General features: G+C 72.7%; 15 protein-coding genes. 6 read left to right on the forward strand and 9 right to left on the reverse strand.

The window, feature by feature from the left end:
- Positions 1-178 precede the first annotated feature (178 nt).
- Positions 179-1,363: a PTS transporter subunit EIIC gene (locus tag ETU37_RS16045; protein ID WP_240755773.1), complete on the reverse strand. Its 1,185-nt coding sequence runs from the start codon at positions 1,361-1,363 to the stop codon at positions 179-181.
- 125 nt (positions 1,364-1,488) lie between these two features.
- Here ETU37_RS16045 and ETU37_RS16050 point away from each other — a divergent pair, with 125 nt between their 5' ends.
- The 3 genes from ETU37_RS16050 to ETU37_RS16060 are packed head-to-tail and all read left to right on the forward strand — an operon-like array spanning position 1,489 to position 2,538.
- The gene (locus tag ETU37_RS16050) at positions 1,489-1,722 is read left to right on the forward strand and encodes a PTS sugar transporter subunit IIB (protein WP_129988452.1); all 234 of its coding nucleotides are present in this window, start codon (positions 1,489-1,491) and stop codon (positions 1,720-1,722) included.
- Complete coding sequence (locus ETU37_RS16055; RefSeq protein ID WP_129988352.1) at positions 1,719-2,171, forward strand: PTS sugar transporter subunit IIA; 453 nt, start codon at positions 1,719-1,721, stop codon at positions 2,169-2,171. Before ETU37_RS16050 ends, ETU37_RS16055 begins: the two co-directional genes overlap by 4 nt.
- Positions 2,172-2,193: 22 nt before the next feature.
- Positions 2,194-2,538, forward strand: a complete 345-nt coding sequence (locus tag ETU37_RS16060) for a hypothetical protein (protein WP_129988353.1) — start codon at positions 2,194-2,196, stop codon at positions 2,536-2,538.
- 3 nt (positions 2,539-2,541) lie between these two features.
- On the opposite strand, the gene ETU37_RS16065 is transcribed toward ETU37_RS16060, so the two are convergent.
- Positions 2,542-3,180, reverse strand: coding sequence for a TrmH family RNA methyltransferase (locus tag ETU37_RS16065; RefSeq protein ID WP_129988453.1), 639 nt, complete (start codon positions 3,178-3,180; stop codon positions 2,542-2,544).
- Positions 3,181-3,257: 77 nt separating this feature from the next.
- Between ETU37_RS16065 and ETU37_RS16070 the strand changes: the two genes are divergently transcribed.
- Both ETU37_RS16070 and ETU37_RS16075 read left to right on the forward strand, forming a co-directional pair.
- Positions 3,258-3,938, forward strand: coding sequence for a VTT domain-containing protein (locus tag ETU37_RS16070; protein ID WP_240755774.1), 681 nt, complete (start codon positions 3,258-3,260; stop codon positions 3,936-3,938).
- A 7-nt stretch (positions 3,939-3,945) separates the two neighbouring features.
- The gene (locus ETU37_RS16075; RefSeq protein ID WP_129988354.1) at positions 3,946-5,049 is read left to right on the forward strand and encodes an FUSC family protein; all 1,104 of its coding nucleotides are present in this window, start codon (positions 3,946-3,948) and stop codon (positions 5,047-5,049) included.
- A 15-nt stretch (positions 5,050-5,064) separates the two neighbouring features.
- Here ETU37_RS16075 and ETU37_RS16080 read toward each other — a convergent pair whose 3' ends face one another.
- From ETU37_RS16080 to ETU37_RS16090, 3 genes are read right to left on the reverse strand one after another with little or no spacing between them, the layout of a single operon-like run.
- Entirely contained in the window at positions 5,065-5,691 is a 627-nt protein-coding gene (locus ETU37_RS16080; RefSeq protein ID WP_129988355.1) for a maleylpyruvate isomerase N-terminal domain-containing protein, read from the reverse strand.
- Entirely contained in the window at positions 5,688-6,221 is a 534-nt protein-coding gene (gene pyrE, locus ETU37_RS16085; RefSeq protein WP_129988356.1) for an orotate phosphoribosyltransferase, read from the reverse strand. The genes ETU37_RS16080 and pyrE overlap by 4 nt, the downstream gene beginning before the upstream one ends.
- 10 nt (positions 6,222-6,231) lie before the next feature.
- Positions 6,232-6,969 carry a class E sortase gene (locus ETU37_RS16090; RefSeq protein ID WP_240755775.1) on the reverse strand — a complete coding sequence of 246 codons (738 nt, stop codon included), beginning with the start codon at positions 6,967-6,969 and terminating at the stop codon, positions 6,232-6,234.
- A 73-nt stretch (positions 6,970-7,042) separates the two neighbouring features.
- Between ETU37_RS16090 and ETU37_RS16095 the strand changes: the two genes are divergently transcribed.
- Complete coding sequence (locus ETU37_RS16095) at positions 7,043-8,227, forward strand: pyridoxal phosphate-dependent aminotransferase (RefSeq protein WP_129988357.1); 1,185 nt, start codon at positions 7,043-7,045, stop codon at positions 8,225-8,227.
- Here ETU37_RS16095 and ETU37_RS16100 read toward each other — a convergent pair.
- The 4 genes from ETU37_RS16100 to dnaJ all read right to left on the reverse strand — a co-directional run bounded on the left by ETU37_RS16100 (position 8,209) and on the right by dnaJ (position 13,720).
- Positions 8,209-9,396 carry a hypothetical protein gene (locus ETU37_RS16100; protein WP_129988358.1) on the reverse strand — a complete coding sequence of 396 codons (1,188 nt, stop codon included), beginning with the start codon at positions 9,394-9,396 and terminating at the stop codon, positions 8,209-8,211. The two genes, ETU37_RS16095 and ETU37_RS16100, sit on opposite strands and share 19 nt — an antisense overlap.
- A gap of 31 nt (positions 9,397-9,427) precedes the next feature.
- Positions 9,428-12,040 carry an ATP-dependent chaperone ClpB gene (clpB, locus tag ETU37_RS16105; protein WP_129988359.1) on the reverse strand — a complete coding sequence of 871 codons (2,613 nt, stop codon included), beginning with the start codon at positions 12,038-12,040 and terminating at the stop codon, positions 9,428-9,430.
- A gap of 82 nt (positions 12,041-12,122) precedes the next feature.
- Positions 12,123-12,548, reverse strand: a complete 426-nt coding sequence (locus ETU37_RS16110) for a heat shock protein transcriptional repressor HspR (protein WP_129988360.1) — start codon at positions 12,546-12,548, stop codon at positions 12,123-12,125.
- Positions 12,548-13,720, reverse strand: coding sequence for a molecular chaperone DnaJ (gene dnaJ / locus ETU37_RS16115; protein WP_129988361.1), 1,173 nt, complete (start codon positions 13,718-13,720; stop codon positions 12,548-12,550). The genes ETU37_RS16110 and dnaJ overlap by 1 nt, the downstream gene beginning before the upstream one ends.
- Positions 13,721-13,757: the final 37 nt, after the last annotated feature.

The following is a 13,757-nucleotide window of genomic DNA, read 5'->3' on the forward strand; positions in this document are numbered from 1 at the left end:
CTGGCCCTACCGAGCCTAGTACCTCGCCCGCCGGCGCCCGCCCGCTCCGCGGCCCCTGGACGGGCGCCCAGCGGCGTTGTCGAGGACTCGACGATGCTTCGCATCGCCTTCGCCTCTCCGCCTTGCTGGGCATCCCGCCAGTCGCCGCTCGCTCGCGCGCTCGCCGGCGGGCGCGGCACTAGTCTTCACGCTCCCGTCCGGGAGTGGCCAGGTCGAAGCGCCGAATGACGAGACGGAACACCACGTAGTAGATCGCGGCGTAGACCAGCCCGACCGGGATGATCCAGAGCGGGTGGGTGGCGATCGTGAAGTTCAGGGCGTAGTCGATCGCGCCGGCCGAGAAGGCGAAACCGTCGTGGATGCCGAGCGCGTTGGTGACCGCGAGCGCCGTACCGGTGAGGAAGGCGTGGATCACGTAGAGCGGCCAGGCCACGAACATGAAGGCGAACTCCAGCGGCTCGGTCACGCCGGTCACGAAGGACGTCAGCGCGCCGGAGAGCATCACGCCGCCGACGACCTTCCGCCGGCCCGGCTGGGCCTCCTGGTAGATCGCCAGCGCCGCCGCCGGGAGCGCGAACATCATGATCGGGAAGAAGCCGGTCATGAAGGCCCCGGCAGTCGGGTCGCCGTTCAGGAACCGCGCCACGTCGCCGCGCACGATCTCGCCGGACGCGGTCTCGTAGGACCCGACCGCGAACCACGGCACGCTGTTGACGATGTGGTGCAGGCCGAACGGGACGGTCAGGCGGTTGACCGTGCCGTAGATCGCGGCGCCGAGGATGTGGTTGCCGACGAGCCACTCCCCGAGGTGGGTGAGCCCGGCGTCGAACCACGGGTAGGCGAACGAGAGCAGCACGCCGGCGATGAGCGCGGCCATCGCGGAGACGATCGGGACGAACCGGCGCCCACCGAAGAAGGCGAGGAACGTCGGCAGCTTGATCCGGTGGTATTTCTGCCAGAGCAGCGCGGTGGCCAGGCCGACCACGATGCCGCCGAACACGCCGTAGTCGATCGCCCGCGACGAGCCGCCGTTCGCCGGTTCGAGGACGTACGGCGTCATCGCCGTCGTGACCTCCTCGAACACGAGGTAGCCGACGACGGCGGCCACTGCCGTCGACCCGTCGGACTTGCGCGCGAACCCGACCGCGACACCGACGGCGAACAGCAGCCCGAGGTGGCTGAACAGCGTCCCGCCGGCGGCCGCGAGGACGTCGGCGACGGGCTCGAGCCACGGCCACCGCGACGCGAGCGCGAGCCCGCTGTCGCCGTCGCCGAGCATGTCGGGCTGGCCGAGCCGCAGGAGCAGCGCGGCCACCGGCAGCACGGCGATCGGGAGCATCAGGCTGCGGCCCAGGCGCTGCAAGACCCCCAGAGCGGGACGGGCGGGCTGCCTGGGGGCGTCGACGGGCGACGGAGTCGGTGTGGACTCCCCCGTCGCTCCCATCTGTGTCTCCCGCCCGTGGTTGGATCGGGGCCATGCCTTCCGACATGAGCCAAGCCGAGTTGATCGTTGCCGGTCTGGGTGGCAGTGCAAACATCGTAGAGATCGAGGCCTGCATCACCCGACTCCGCACCGCCCTCACCGATCCCGCTTTGGTCGACGAGGGTGCGCTCAAGGACGCGGGCGCCCACGGCATCATGCGCGCCGGCACCGTCGTCCAGGTGGTCGTCGGGCCGGACGCGGACACCATCGCGAGCGCGATCGAGGACCTGCTCGAGTGACCCGGGTGCTCTCGCCCGTGGCCGGCGTCCGGCAGGACGTCAGCACCACCCCCGACCCGGTGTTCGCCACCGGGCTGGTCGGCCCCGGCGCGGCGATCCTGCCCGCGCCGGGAACCCAGGAGGCGCGTTCCCCGGTCGACGGCGTGCTCGCGAAGCTCTACCCGCACGCCTTCGTCGTGGTCACCGACAGCGGCCCCGGCGTGCTGGTGCACCTCGGCATGGACACCGTCCGGCTCAACGGCGACGGCTTCGAGGTGCTGGCCGCGGAGGGCGACCGGATCAGCGCCGGCGACCCGGTCGTCCGCTGGGACCCGTCGTACGTCGAGCGAGCAGGCCACTCCGCGGTCTGCGCGGTCGTCGTGCTCGACTGCCCGTTCCCCGCGCGCTCCCTCGGCGAGCCCGGGTCGACCGTGGCTACGGGGTCACTACTGTTCGAGGTCGACTGCTGACCACGCGCCACCCGGGGGACCCATGGACGACCAGAGCACGCTCGACCGCTACCTCACGCCGCAGGTGTCGGCGGTCGTCGCCTTCGTGGTCGCCCTGCTGGCGCTGATGGGGCAGAACGCCCTGACGATCGCGATCGGGGCGTTCGCCGAGCCGGCCACCGCCGGCACGCTGTCCGGCTTCTACCTCGGCTTCGGGCTGGGCGTGCTGCTCCAGGTCGTGCTGGCGGTGCTGCTCGCCCGGCGGGCGCTGGCCACCGTCTCGGCCGGCTGGGAGTCGACGGCCGCCAAGGCCGCGGTGGTCATGTCCGGGCTGGCCGGGATCGCCGGCGTGGTCACGCTGCTCGGCACCGCGGTGGCCAACGGCTGAGGTCTAGCCCAGCCAGGAGTGCTCGCCGTCGAGATCGGCGTGCTGGCGGACCCAGGTGTGCATCGCGATGGCCGCGGCGGCCGAGGCGTTGATCGAGCGGGTCGACCCGAACTGCGTGATCGAGAACGTCCCGTCGCACGCCTCGCGAGCCGCGTCCGACAGCCCCGGCCCCTCCTGGCCGAACAGCAGGCAGACGTCGCGCGGTAGCTTCAGCGTCTCGATCGGCCGCGAGCCCGGCAGGTTGTCGATGCCCAGCAGCGTCACGCCGCGGGCGTGCAGGTCGTCGGCGAGCTCGGCGACGCTCGGGTGGTGCCGGACGTGCTGGTAGCGGTCGGTCACCATCGCGCCGCGGCGGTTCCAGCGCCGGTTGCCGACGATGTGCACCTCGGCGGCGAGGAACGCGTTGGCCGTGCGCACGATGGTCCCGATGTTGAAGTCGTGCTGCCAGTTCTCGATCGCGACGTGGAAGCCGTGCCGCCGCCGGTCGAGGTCGGCGACGATGGCCTCCATCGTCCAATAGCGGTAGCGGTCCACGACGTTGCGGCGGTCACCCTCGGCGAGCAGGCGGGCGTCGTACCGCTCACCCTCGGGCCACGGACCCTCCCACGGCCCCACCCCGACCTCCGGCTGACCGTGCGGCATCGGGTCGTACGGCGCACGCTGCTCGTCGCTCGGCTCCTGCACGGGCCGATCGTAGGTCGCCCGGTTAGGGTCGTCGCGTGACGGACCTGCTGACCCCGCTGCTCGCCCCCCTGCTGCTGGGCCTGGACTGGATGGACCCCGAGTGGCTCCTGGAGCGGTTCGGCGACCAGATGTTCTGGGTCAGCGTCGTCATCGTCTTCATCGAGTGCGGACTGCTGTTCCCGATCCTTCCGGGTGACTCGCTGCTGTTCAGCGTGGGTCTCTTCATCCACCGCGCGGAGGCCGGTGAGGCCGGGATCGACGTCCCGATCGTCACGGCGTGCGTGATCCTCAGCCTGGCGGCGTTCCTCGGGAACGTCGTGGGCTACGAGATCGGGCGCGCCATCGGGGAGCCGCTCGCGCAGCACGAGGGCCGGTTCATCAAGAAGAAGTACTTCGACCAGACCCACGCCTTCTTCGAGCGGTACGGCGCCCGGGCGCTGGTGCTGGGCCGCTTCGTGCCGATCGTGCGCACGTTCGTCACTGTCGTGGCGGGCATGGGCAAGATGGACCGCCGGCACTTCTTCACCTGGTCGTTCGTGGGCGCCGTCCTCTGGGCGACCGGGCTGACCCTGCTCGGCTACTTCCTCGGCGGCATCGAGTTCCTGCAGCACAACATCGAGGCGGCCGTGCTGGTGATCGTGTTCGTCTCCGTGCTGCCGATGGTGTTCGAGTACTGGCGCCACCGCGGCAGCGCCAAGGACCGCGACCGCGTCTAGGCGCCGGGTGGACGCGCAGCAGAGTCTCGACCGGGCGCTCCAGCGCGGGCGAACCTCGGTCCGCGCGCGGCTCGCGCGTCTCAGGACCAACGGTTGGCACATCGCGCAGTGCTCGGCCGCGGCCGGCGTCGCCTGGTTCCTCGCCGCGGACGTGCTCGGCCACCCGATGCCCTTCTTCGCGCCGGTCGCCGCCGTGCTCTGCCTGGGCACGTCGTACGGCCAGCGGCTGCGCCGCGTCGTCGAGGTCACCGTCGGTGTCGCTGTCGGTGTGTTCATCGCCGACCTGTTCGTGCTGCTGTTCGGGTCGGGGGCGTGGCAGCTGGCCTTCGTGGTCGCCGCCTCGATGTCGGTGGCGTTCCTGCTCGACGCCGGCCGGCTGTTCGTGACGCAGGCCGCCGTGCAGTCGATCGTCGTCACCGCCCTGGTCGCGGAGCCCGGGGCGGCCTTCATCCGGTGGACCGACGCGCTGGTCGGCGGCGCCGTCGCGATCGTCGCGGCCACCGTCGTGCCTCGGGCGCCGCTGCGGCGACCCCGCGAACAGGCCGCGGTGGTGGTCCGCAAGATCGCGGCGCTGCTCCGCGGCGCGTCCGAGGTGATGGTCGACGGCGACGTCGACCGCGCCCTCTCCCTTCTCGCCGACGCCCGCACCACCGACGTGCTGATCCGCGAGCTGCAGGACGCCTCCGACGAGGGCCTGTCGGTGGTCGCGTCGTCGCCGTTCCGGCTGCGGCACCGAGGCGGGATACGGCGGATGGCGGAGATCGTCGAACCGCTCGACCTCGCGCTGCGCAACACCCGGGTCCTGGTACGGCGGGCCGCGGTGGCCGCGCACCGGCGGGAGCCGGTGCCCCGGGGGTACTCCATCCTGTGCGCGGACCTGGCCGACGCCGCCGACCTGGTCGCGAAGGAGCTCTCGTCGAACCGGATGGCCGTCCACGCGCAGCCGGCCCTGCTGGAGGTCGCCCGCGGCTCGAGCCAGGTCGAGCGCGGCACCGACCTCTCCGGCGAGGTGATCCTGGCCCAGGTCCGCTCGATCGTGGCCGACCTGCTGCGGATCACCGGCATGGGGGTGATCGAGTCGTCCGACGCGATCCCGCCCGCGCCGCGCTGAGCGCCCGGCGGAGCGTCAGAACACGACGATCGAGCCGGCCCGCTCCGCCCGGGTCAGGGCACGCGTGACCGCGGCCTGGCCGTGCCGGTCCTCGGCGACGCCGACGAGGAGGGCGTAGACCGGGCCGGTCACCGACGGCGGGAAGTCCGGGGTCGGCACGTCGAGCCCGGCGCAGAGGTCGTCGGCGTGGACGACCATCTCCATCATCCGGGTGGTCAGGAAGTCGTCGAGGGTCATCGACCACTGCCAGTGCGGCATCGACGTCGTGGCCGGCGCGTCGACGGGCCACGGAGTGACGGTGGCGAGCGCGTCCTGCACGCGAGCGACGACGGCGTCGGGACCGGCGGCGGCGCCCGTCGCTGCGCTCTCGCGGATGCCGACGTTGGCCTCGGAGTCGAGGTCGGCGCCGACCCAGACCGAGCGGCGGTAGTGCTCGACCAGCGAGACCTGCTCGCCGCGGCCGGCCCAGGCGGCGTCGGTCACGCCGCGGGCGCCGGAGACCACCTGGCCGCCGAGGTGGTCGGCCAGGGCCCCCACCGACATCTCGGCCAGCGCGCTCGGTTCGTCCCAGCGGGTCGCGACCTCGGGCTCGCGCAGCAGCGCGAGTGTGACGGCCGCGGCGTCGAGGAAGCCCTGGCTCACGCGCCGGTCACCGCGTCGAGCTGGGCCTTGGTGAGCACCGGACGGACCTCCAGCTCGACGTCGGCGAGCGGGTTGGTGCCCTCGGGGCTGCGGTCGATCGCGCAGACCACGACCTCGACGGTCGCGCCGAGGTCGCGCAGCGCGCGCGTGGCGTCGCGGACCGCGCCGCCGGTGGTGATGACGTCCTCGACCAGGGTGACGCGCCGGCCCGCGACGTCCGGTCCCTCGGCGAGCTTGCAGGTGCCGTACTCCTTGGCCTTCTTGCGCACGAACAGCGCGGGCAGCCGCGTCCGGGCGCTCAGCGCCGTGACGATCGGGATGCCGCCGAGCTCCAGCCCGCCGAGCAGCTCGGTGCCCTCGGGGACCAGCCCGACCATCTCGTCGGCGACCCGGGCCAGCAGGGCGGGGTCGGACTCGAAGAGGTACTTGTCGAAGTACTCGTGGGACACCTGGCCCGACCGCAGCGTGAACTCCCCGTGCAGGCGGCAGCAGGTGTCGATGTCCCGCGCGAGGGCGGAGAGGTCGCTCATGGCGACCAGCCTAGGAGGCGGCGCCGGTCTTCTCCTCCGCGGACACCAGGTGGCCGAACGCGATCATCCGGTTGTCGGTGTGGAACAGCTCCGCGCAGGTCGTGAGGGTGATCAGCCGCGGCTCGTCGGCCGGCTCCACACCGCCGGCGGGGTTGACCGGCGCGGGGTCGACCACCCAGACGTCGCGGAAGGTGACGACCAGGTCGTTGGGGTCGGTGTCGAGGACGTAGGTGTAGCGCATGTCGCGGGTCTCCACGAGCACCTCGTCGCCAGGTCGCAGCGACGGCATGTCGCGCAGCGGCTCGCCGTGGGTGACCCGGTGCGCGGCGAGCGCGTAGTTGCCCTTCTCGCCCGGACCGGCGGAGGTGTCGAAGTGGCCGAAGCCCTGGGCCAGCACGTCGTCGGCGACGCCCTCGAACACCGGCATGACGTAGTCGTCGCCGAAGCGGGGGATCCGGATCAGCGCGGAGGCGTCGCCGAGCGGCACCGACGCCGGCTCCGCGGCTCCGCGGCCGTCCTGACTCCCGCTCGCGTCGTCGGGCGCCGGCGCCTCGCGCCACGTCCGCTCCAGCGTCTCGACGGCGTCGCGCTGCTTGCGCTCGGAGACGTAGTTGGTGCCCCACATCTGCCAGCCGACGTAGCCCAGCATCAGCACGCCCGCGAGGACCATGGCCGTGCCGAGCCAGAACGTCGGCCCCCGCCGCGACGTCCGCCTGTGCTCGTCGGTCTCGACGGCCTCCCCGCTCATGGCGTCGATCATCCCAAACGGCCGGTTGGCCGGGGTCCGAAGCGGGCAATCCGCCCGCACTACAGTCGAGGCCATGGTCGACCCCAGTCCCCGCACCGCCGCTCGGCTCCACGGCATCGAGCCGACCATCTTCGCCGAGATGTCCGCGCTGGCGCTCCGCACCGGTGCGCTCAACCTCGGTCAGGGCTTCCCCGACGTCGACGGCCCGGCCACCGTGGTCGACGCGGCGGTCGAGGCGATGCGGACCGGCCGCAACCAGTACGCCCCCGGTCCCGGGTTCCCCGAGCTCCGCGAGGCGGTCGTCGCCCACCAGCAGCGCCACTACGGGCTCGACGTCGACCCCGCGACCCAGGTGGTCGTCACGGCCGGTGCCACCGAGGCGATCGCGGCGGCGCTGCTCGCCCTGGTCGACCCGGGCGACGAGGTGGTCGTGCTCGAGCCGTTCTACGACTCCTACGTCGCGTGCATCGCGATGGCGGGCGGCGTACGACGTGGGGTCACGCTGCGCGCACCGGACTTCCGGCTCGACGCCGACGCGCTGCGCGCGGCGGTCACCGACCGCACCAAGCTGGTCCTGCTGAACACCCCGCACAACCCGACCGGCGCGGTGCTCACCCGTGAGGAGCTGCAGGTCGTCGCCGACGTGGCCGTGGAGCACGACCTGCTGGTGGTGACCGACGAGGTCTACGAGCACCTGCTCTTCGACCGGCGCGAGCACGTGCCGATCTGCACGTTGCCGGGGATGTGGGACCGCACGCTGACGATCTCGAGCGCCGGCAAGACGTTCTCGTTCACCGGGTGGAAGGTCGGCTGGGTCACCGGTCCGGCCGACCTGGTCGCCAGCGTGTACGCCGCCAAGCAATGGCTGACGTTCAGCAACGCCGCGCCGATGCAGCCCGCGGTGGCCGAGGCGCTGGACAAGGAGACGAGCTTCTACGAGGAGCTGGCCCGCGAGCTCGAGGCCAAGCGCGACCTGCTGTGCGAGGGGCTCGCCGGGCTCGACGTCGACGTGTACGTCCCGGAGGCGACGTACTTCGTCACGACGGACGTGCGCCGCTACGGGTACGACGACTCGCTGGCGTTCTGCCTGGCCCTGCCCGAGCGGGCCGGCGTGGTCGCCATCCCGTCCCAGGTGTTCTACGACGACCGGGAGGAGGGCCGGCACAAGGTGCGCTGGGCCTTCTGCAAGGAGCGCGCGGTGATCGAGAAGGGCGTGCGCCGGCTGGCGGCCGCCGACCTCTACCAGACCGGCGGCTGACTCCGCGGCGGCTCGGGCTGCTGGGGCTGGCCCGGCCGGCCCGGCTGGCCCGGGGGAAGCTGGTCGCGCTGCAGGTACCACCGGCGCGCCGGACCGCTCACCAGCAGGCCGGCGGTGAGGGCCGCCGGGATCCCGACCAGCAGGCCGAACGGGAACGTCACGAACCCGACGAGCGCGCTCATCGCCGCCGAGACGACCAGCAGCACCCAGCCGTAGGTCACCCGGCGCCACGCCAGCACCGCCAGCACGATCCCGGCGAGCGACCAGAACAGGAAGATGGCGACCGTCACCCAGAACGCCGAGAGCAGGTCGGCCGTCGTGAGTCCGTAGTCCTGGATGGCGGGGTTCTGCCGGGCCGCGCTGATCAGCGTGTCCTGCGAGAGCAGCAGCATCAGCAGCACGATGCCGAACGCGAACAGCACGGCGCCCGAGCACAGCCAGGTCATCAGCAGCGCCGCGACCACGGCGCCCGGCCGGCGTGCGCCGGCGCGTGCACCGGGGGCCGCACCCGCCGCGGAGGGTTCCGGGTAGGGCAGCGTGCCGGTCGTCGGGCGCTGCTCACCGAAGGGGTACGACGCGGGCGCCGGCTGCGACGACGGCGCGGGGGCGTCGTCCCGGTGGGGTACGGCCGGCGGGGCCCACGAGGGGGACGGCGGAGTCCGTTGCTGCACGGGCTGTGCCGGCTGCCCACGCGGCGTCGGGCTCTCGACCGGGCGCGGGGCCCGGCCGGCGAACCAGTCGCGCGCGGGCGGGCTCCACATCAGCGCCGCCGCGAAGGCGACCACGATCGTGACCCCGACGAGCACGCTCGGCAGGAACCCGGCGACGATCCACATGCCGACCACGAGGAGCCCGGCGGCGATGGTGAAGCCGAGCCGGGCGCCCTGGTGGCGCTGGAAGACGTAGACGCCGAGCACCGCGGCGGCGGCCGCGAACGCCCCGTTGGCGAGCACCATCACGTGGAGCACGTCGAGGAAACCGCCGGTGCTCACGCCGAGGTCCTGCCCCTGCGGCGAGGCGAGGTAGCGCTCGACCTGCTCGCGCACCTCGACGGTGCGCAGGCTGGCGAGGGTGTCGAAGAGCGACAGGATCACCAGGACGCTGCCGGCCACGCCCATCACGCCCGCCGTCGTCACCTGGCGGGGGCGGGGATGGACGGTGTCGCTCATGAGCGCAATTCCATCATGCGAGCCCAACCACTCACTTGGTGGTCAGCAGCAGCCCGTCACCCTCGTCACCATCCTGACCCGCCGTGTCGACGAGCACCGTCTCGCCGTCGGTCACCTCGCCGCTGAGCAGCATCCGCGCCAGTGGGTCGCCGATCGCGGTCTGGACGAGGCGGCGCAGCGGGCGGGCGCCGTACGCCGGGTCGTAGCCGGTGTGCGACAGCCACTGGTGCGCGGCCTCGGTGACCTCGACGGTGATCCGGCGGACGGCCAGCCGGCGGCCCAGGTCGGCGACCTGGAGGTCGACGATGTGGGAGAGCTCGTCGGGGCTGAGCGCGTCGAACAGCACGACCTCGTCGAGCCGGTTGAGGAACTCCGGCTTGAACGCCTGCCGGACGATGCCCATCACCGACTCGCGCTTCTGGTCGTCGTCGAGGGTCGGGTCGACGAGGTAGTGCGAGCCCAGGTTGGAGGTCAGGATCAGCACGACGTTGCGGAAGTCGACGGTGCGGCCCTGGCCGTCGGTCAGCCGTCCGTCGTCGAGCACCTGCAGCAGGATGTCGAAGACCTCGGGGTGCGCCTTCTCGACCTCGTCGAGCAGCACCACGCTGTAGGGCCGGCGGCGCACCATCTCGGTGAGCTGGCCGCCCTCCTCGTAGCCGACGTAGCCGGGCGGCGCGCCGACGAGGCGGGCGACGCTGTGCTTCTCGGAGTACTCACTCATGTCGATGCGGACGATCGCCCGCTCGTCGTCGAAGAGGAAGTCGGCCAGCGACTTCGCGAGCTCGGTCTTGCCGACGCCGGTCGGGCCGAGGAAGAGGAACGAGCCCGTCGGGCGGTCGGGGTCGGCGATGCCCGCCCGCGAGCGGCGTACGGCGTCGGAGACCGCGCGCACGGCGGTCTTCTGGCCGATCAGCCGCTCGCCGATGACCTCCTCCATGCGCAGCAGCTTGGCGGTCTCGCCCTCGAGCAGCCGGCCGGTCGGGATGCCGGTCCACGCCTCGACCACGTCGGCGATCTCGCCGGGGCCGACCTCCTCGCGGACCATGGGCTCCTCGCCCCCGGAGTTGCGGCCGGCGGCCTCGGCGGCCTCGGCCTCCTCGATCTGCTTCTCGACCGCGGGGATCTGGCCGTAGAGGATCTCGCTGGCCTTGGCCAGGTCGCCCTCGCGCTGGTAACGGTCGGCCTCCATGCGGAGCTGGTCGATCTGCTTGCGCAGCGCGCCGGAGCCCTCGAGCGCGGTCTTCTCGCGCTCCCAGCGGGCCTCGAGGCCGCGCAGCTCCTCCTCGCGGTCGGCGAGGTCGGCGCGCAGCTTCTGCAGCCGGTCGCGGGAGGCCTCGTCGGTCTCGCGGTCGAGGGCGAGCTCCTCCATGCGCATCCGGTCGACGGCGCGGCGGAGCTGGTCGATCTCCTCGGGCGAGGACTCGATCTCCATGCGCAGCCGCGACGCCGCCTCGTCGACGAGGTCGATCGCCTTGTCGGGGAGCTGACGGCCGGTGATGTAGCGGTCGGACAGCATCGCCGCGGCGACGAGCGCCTGGTCGGTGATCTTCACACCGTGGTGGGCTTCGTACTTCTCCTGCAGGCCGCGCAGGATCGCGACGGTGTCCTCGACGGACGGCTCGCCCACGAACACCTGCTGGAAGCGGCGCTCCAGCGCCGGGTCCTTCTCGATCCGCTCGCGGAACTCGTCGAGCGTGGTCGCGCCGATCATCCGCAGCTCGCCACGGGCCAGCATCGGCTTGAGCATGTTGCCGGCGTCCATCGCGGAGTCGCCGCCGGCGCCCGCGCCGACGACCGTGTGCAGCTCGTCGATGAACGTGATGACCTGGCCCTCGGCGGCCTTGATTTCCTCGAGCACGGCCTTGAGCCGCTCCTCGAACTCGCCGCGGTACTTCGCGCCGGCCACCATCGCGGCCAGGTCGAGCGAGAGCACCCTGCGGCCCTTGAGGGAGTCGGGGACGTCGCCGTCGACGACGCGCTGGGCGAGGCCCTCGACGACGGCGGTCTTGCCGACGCCGGGCTCGCCGATGAGGACCGGGTTGTTCTTGGTGCGCCGCGACAGCACCTGGATGACGCGGCGGATCTCGCTGTCGCGGCCGATGACCGGGTCGAGCTTGCCGTCCCGCGCCTCGGCGGTGAGGTCGACGGCGTACTTCTCCAGGGCCTGGTACGTCGACTCGGGGTCCTGGCTGGTGACCCGCTGCGACCCGCGCACGGAGGTGAGGGCACCGCGGAGCGCCTCGGGGCTCGCGCCGGCCCCGTCCAGCACCTTCTTGACCGGGCTGTCGACGGTCGCCGCCGCGATCAGGAGGTGCTCGGTGGAGGTGTAGTCGTCCTTGAGCTCGGCCGCGACGTCCTGGGCAGTGGTGAGGATCTGCAGCGCGCCGCGGGAGTACGACGGCGCGCCGACCGTCGAGCCGGCGACCTTGGGCAGCCGCTCGAGCTCGGCCTGGACCCCGGCGACGACGTCGACGGGCTGCACGCCGGCGGCCTCGAACAGCGGGCGGGCGATCCCGTCCGGCTGGGCGAGCAGCGCGGCCAGGAGGTGCACGGCCTCGACCTGCGGGTGGCCGCCGGCGTTGGCGGTCTCGATCGCGGTGTTGATGGCCTGCTGGCTGCGGGTGGTGAACTTCGACGCGTCCATGGGCTACTTCCTTCGTCGAACCCGATTCGTCCGCGATCTTGCGTCCGTCTCACGCGGGGCGGCCGCGGACGAATCGGGGTTGTCAGCGGGGGGTACGGCGCCAGACCGTGACGGACTGGCCGGGGGACGGCCGCACCGCGGGGAGGTTGCGGCCGGCGCGTTCGTCGAGAGTGGCGCGGAGTGCCTGGTGGGCGGCGAGGAGCTCGGACTCGAGCTCGGCGACGCGGTGCCGGAGCGCGTCGGTCTGGTGCTCGAGCTGCAGGATCCGGCGGACGCCCTCGAGGCCGATGCCGGCCGCGGTCAGCCGGGTGACCTCGCGGAGCAGCTCGATGTCGCGCCAGGAGTAGCGACGGCCGCCGCCCCCAGTGCGGCCCGGGCTGACCAGCCCGAGCCGGTCGTAGCTGCGCAGGGTCTGCGGGTGCAGGCCGGTGAGCTCGGCGGCGACGCTGATGACGTAGACGGCGGCCTCGGGAGCCGGCTGTCCGGGGTCGAACGGCGCGCCGGCCATCACGAACCGCCCTGGAAGAGCTTGCTCCGCAGGTCGGCACCGGAAGAGGCGTCCCGGTAGGCCTGGACGGCGGCCCGCTGGGTCTCGTCGAGCGCGGCGGGCACCTGCACCTCGACCGTGACGAGCAGGTCACCGCGGTGACCGCCCTTGCCCGGGGCGCCCTTGCCGCGCACCCGGAAGGTGCGGCCGTTGGGGGTGCCCGGGGGGACCTTGACGGTGACCGCGGGACCGCCGAGCGTCGGAACCTTGATGTCGGCGCCGAGCGCGGCCTCGTCGAAGGACACCGGGACGGTCAGCGTGAGGCTGTCGCCGCGGCGGCCGAACAGGGGGTGCGCCGCGACCTTGACCGTGACGTACAGGTCGCCGGCCGGGCCGCCGCGCTCGCCGCTGGCGCCCTTGCCGCGCAGCCGGATCCGCTGGCCGTCCTTGACTCCGGCCGGGATCCGCGCGGAGATCGTGCGGTTGCTCATGCCGCGGCCGGAGCCGTGGCAGGTCGGGCACGGGTCGTCGACGACGAGACCGCGGCCGCCGCAGGACGGGCAGGTCTCGTTCATCGTGAAGGCGCCGCCGACCGAGGCCGCGCGCATGCCGACGCCGTCGCAGTCGGGGCAGACGCGCGGGACCGTGCCGGAGCGGGCGCCGGTGCCCGAGCAGTCGGGGCAGGGCGCGTCGGACGTGAGCCGGAGCGAGACGGTGACACCGTCGACCGACTCGGCGAAGCCGATCGTGGCCTCGGTCTCGATGTCGGCGCCGCGGCGCGCCTGCTGGGTGCGGGTGCCGCCACCCCGGCCGCCGCCGAACATGGTGCCGAAGATGTCGCCGAAGCCGCCGCCACCACCGCCACCACCGGTGCGGGCACCGAACAGGTCGTTGATGTCGAAGCCGCCCTGGCCGCCGCCGGGGGCGCCGGTCGTCGTGAACGGGCCGAACCCGCCGGAGAACGCCGAGCGCATCTCGTCGTACTTCTTGCGCTTCTCGGTGTCGCCGACGACGTCGTAGGCCTCGGCGATCTGCTTGAACCGGTCCTCGGCGGCCCGGTCACCCGGGTGGGAGTCGGGGTGGTTGTCGCGCGCGAGCTTGCGGTAGGCCTTCTTGATCTCGTCGGCCGGAGCATCCTTGGCGACACCCAGGACCTTGTAGAAGTCCTTGTTCGCCCAGTCCGCGCTCGTCATGTCCCCTCCTCCCCTCCCGGGTGCTGTGCCTGTCCTG

The organism is Nocardioides iriomotensis, assembly GCF_004168035.1.
GTDB lineage: Bacteria > Actinomycetota > Actinomycetes > Propionibacteriales > Nocardioidaceae > Nocardioides_B > Nocardioides_B iriomotensis.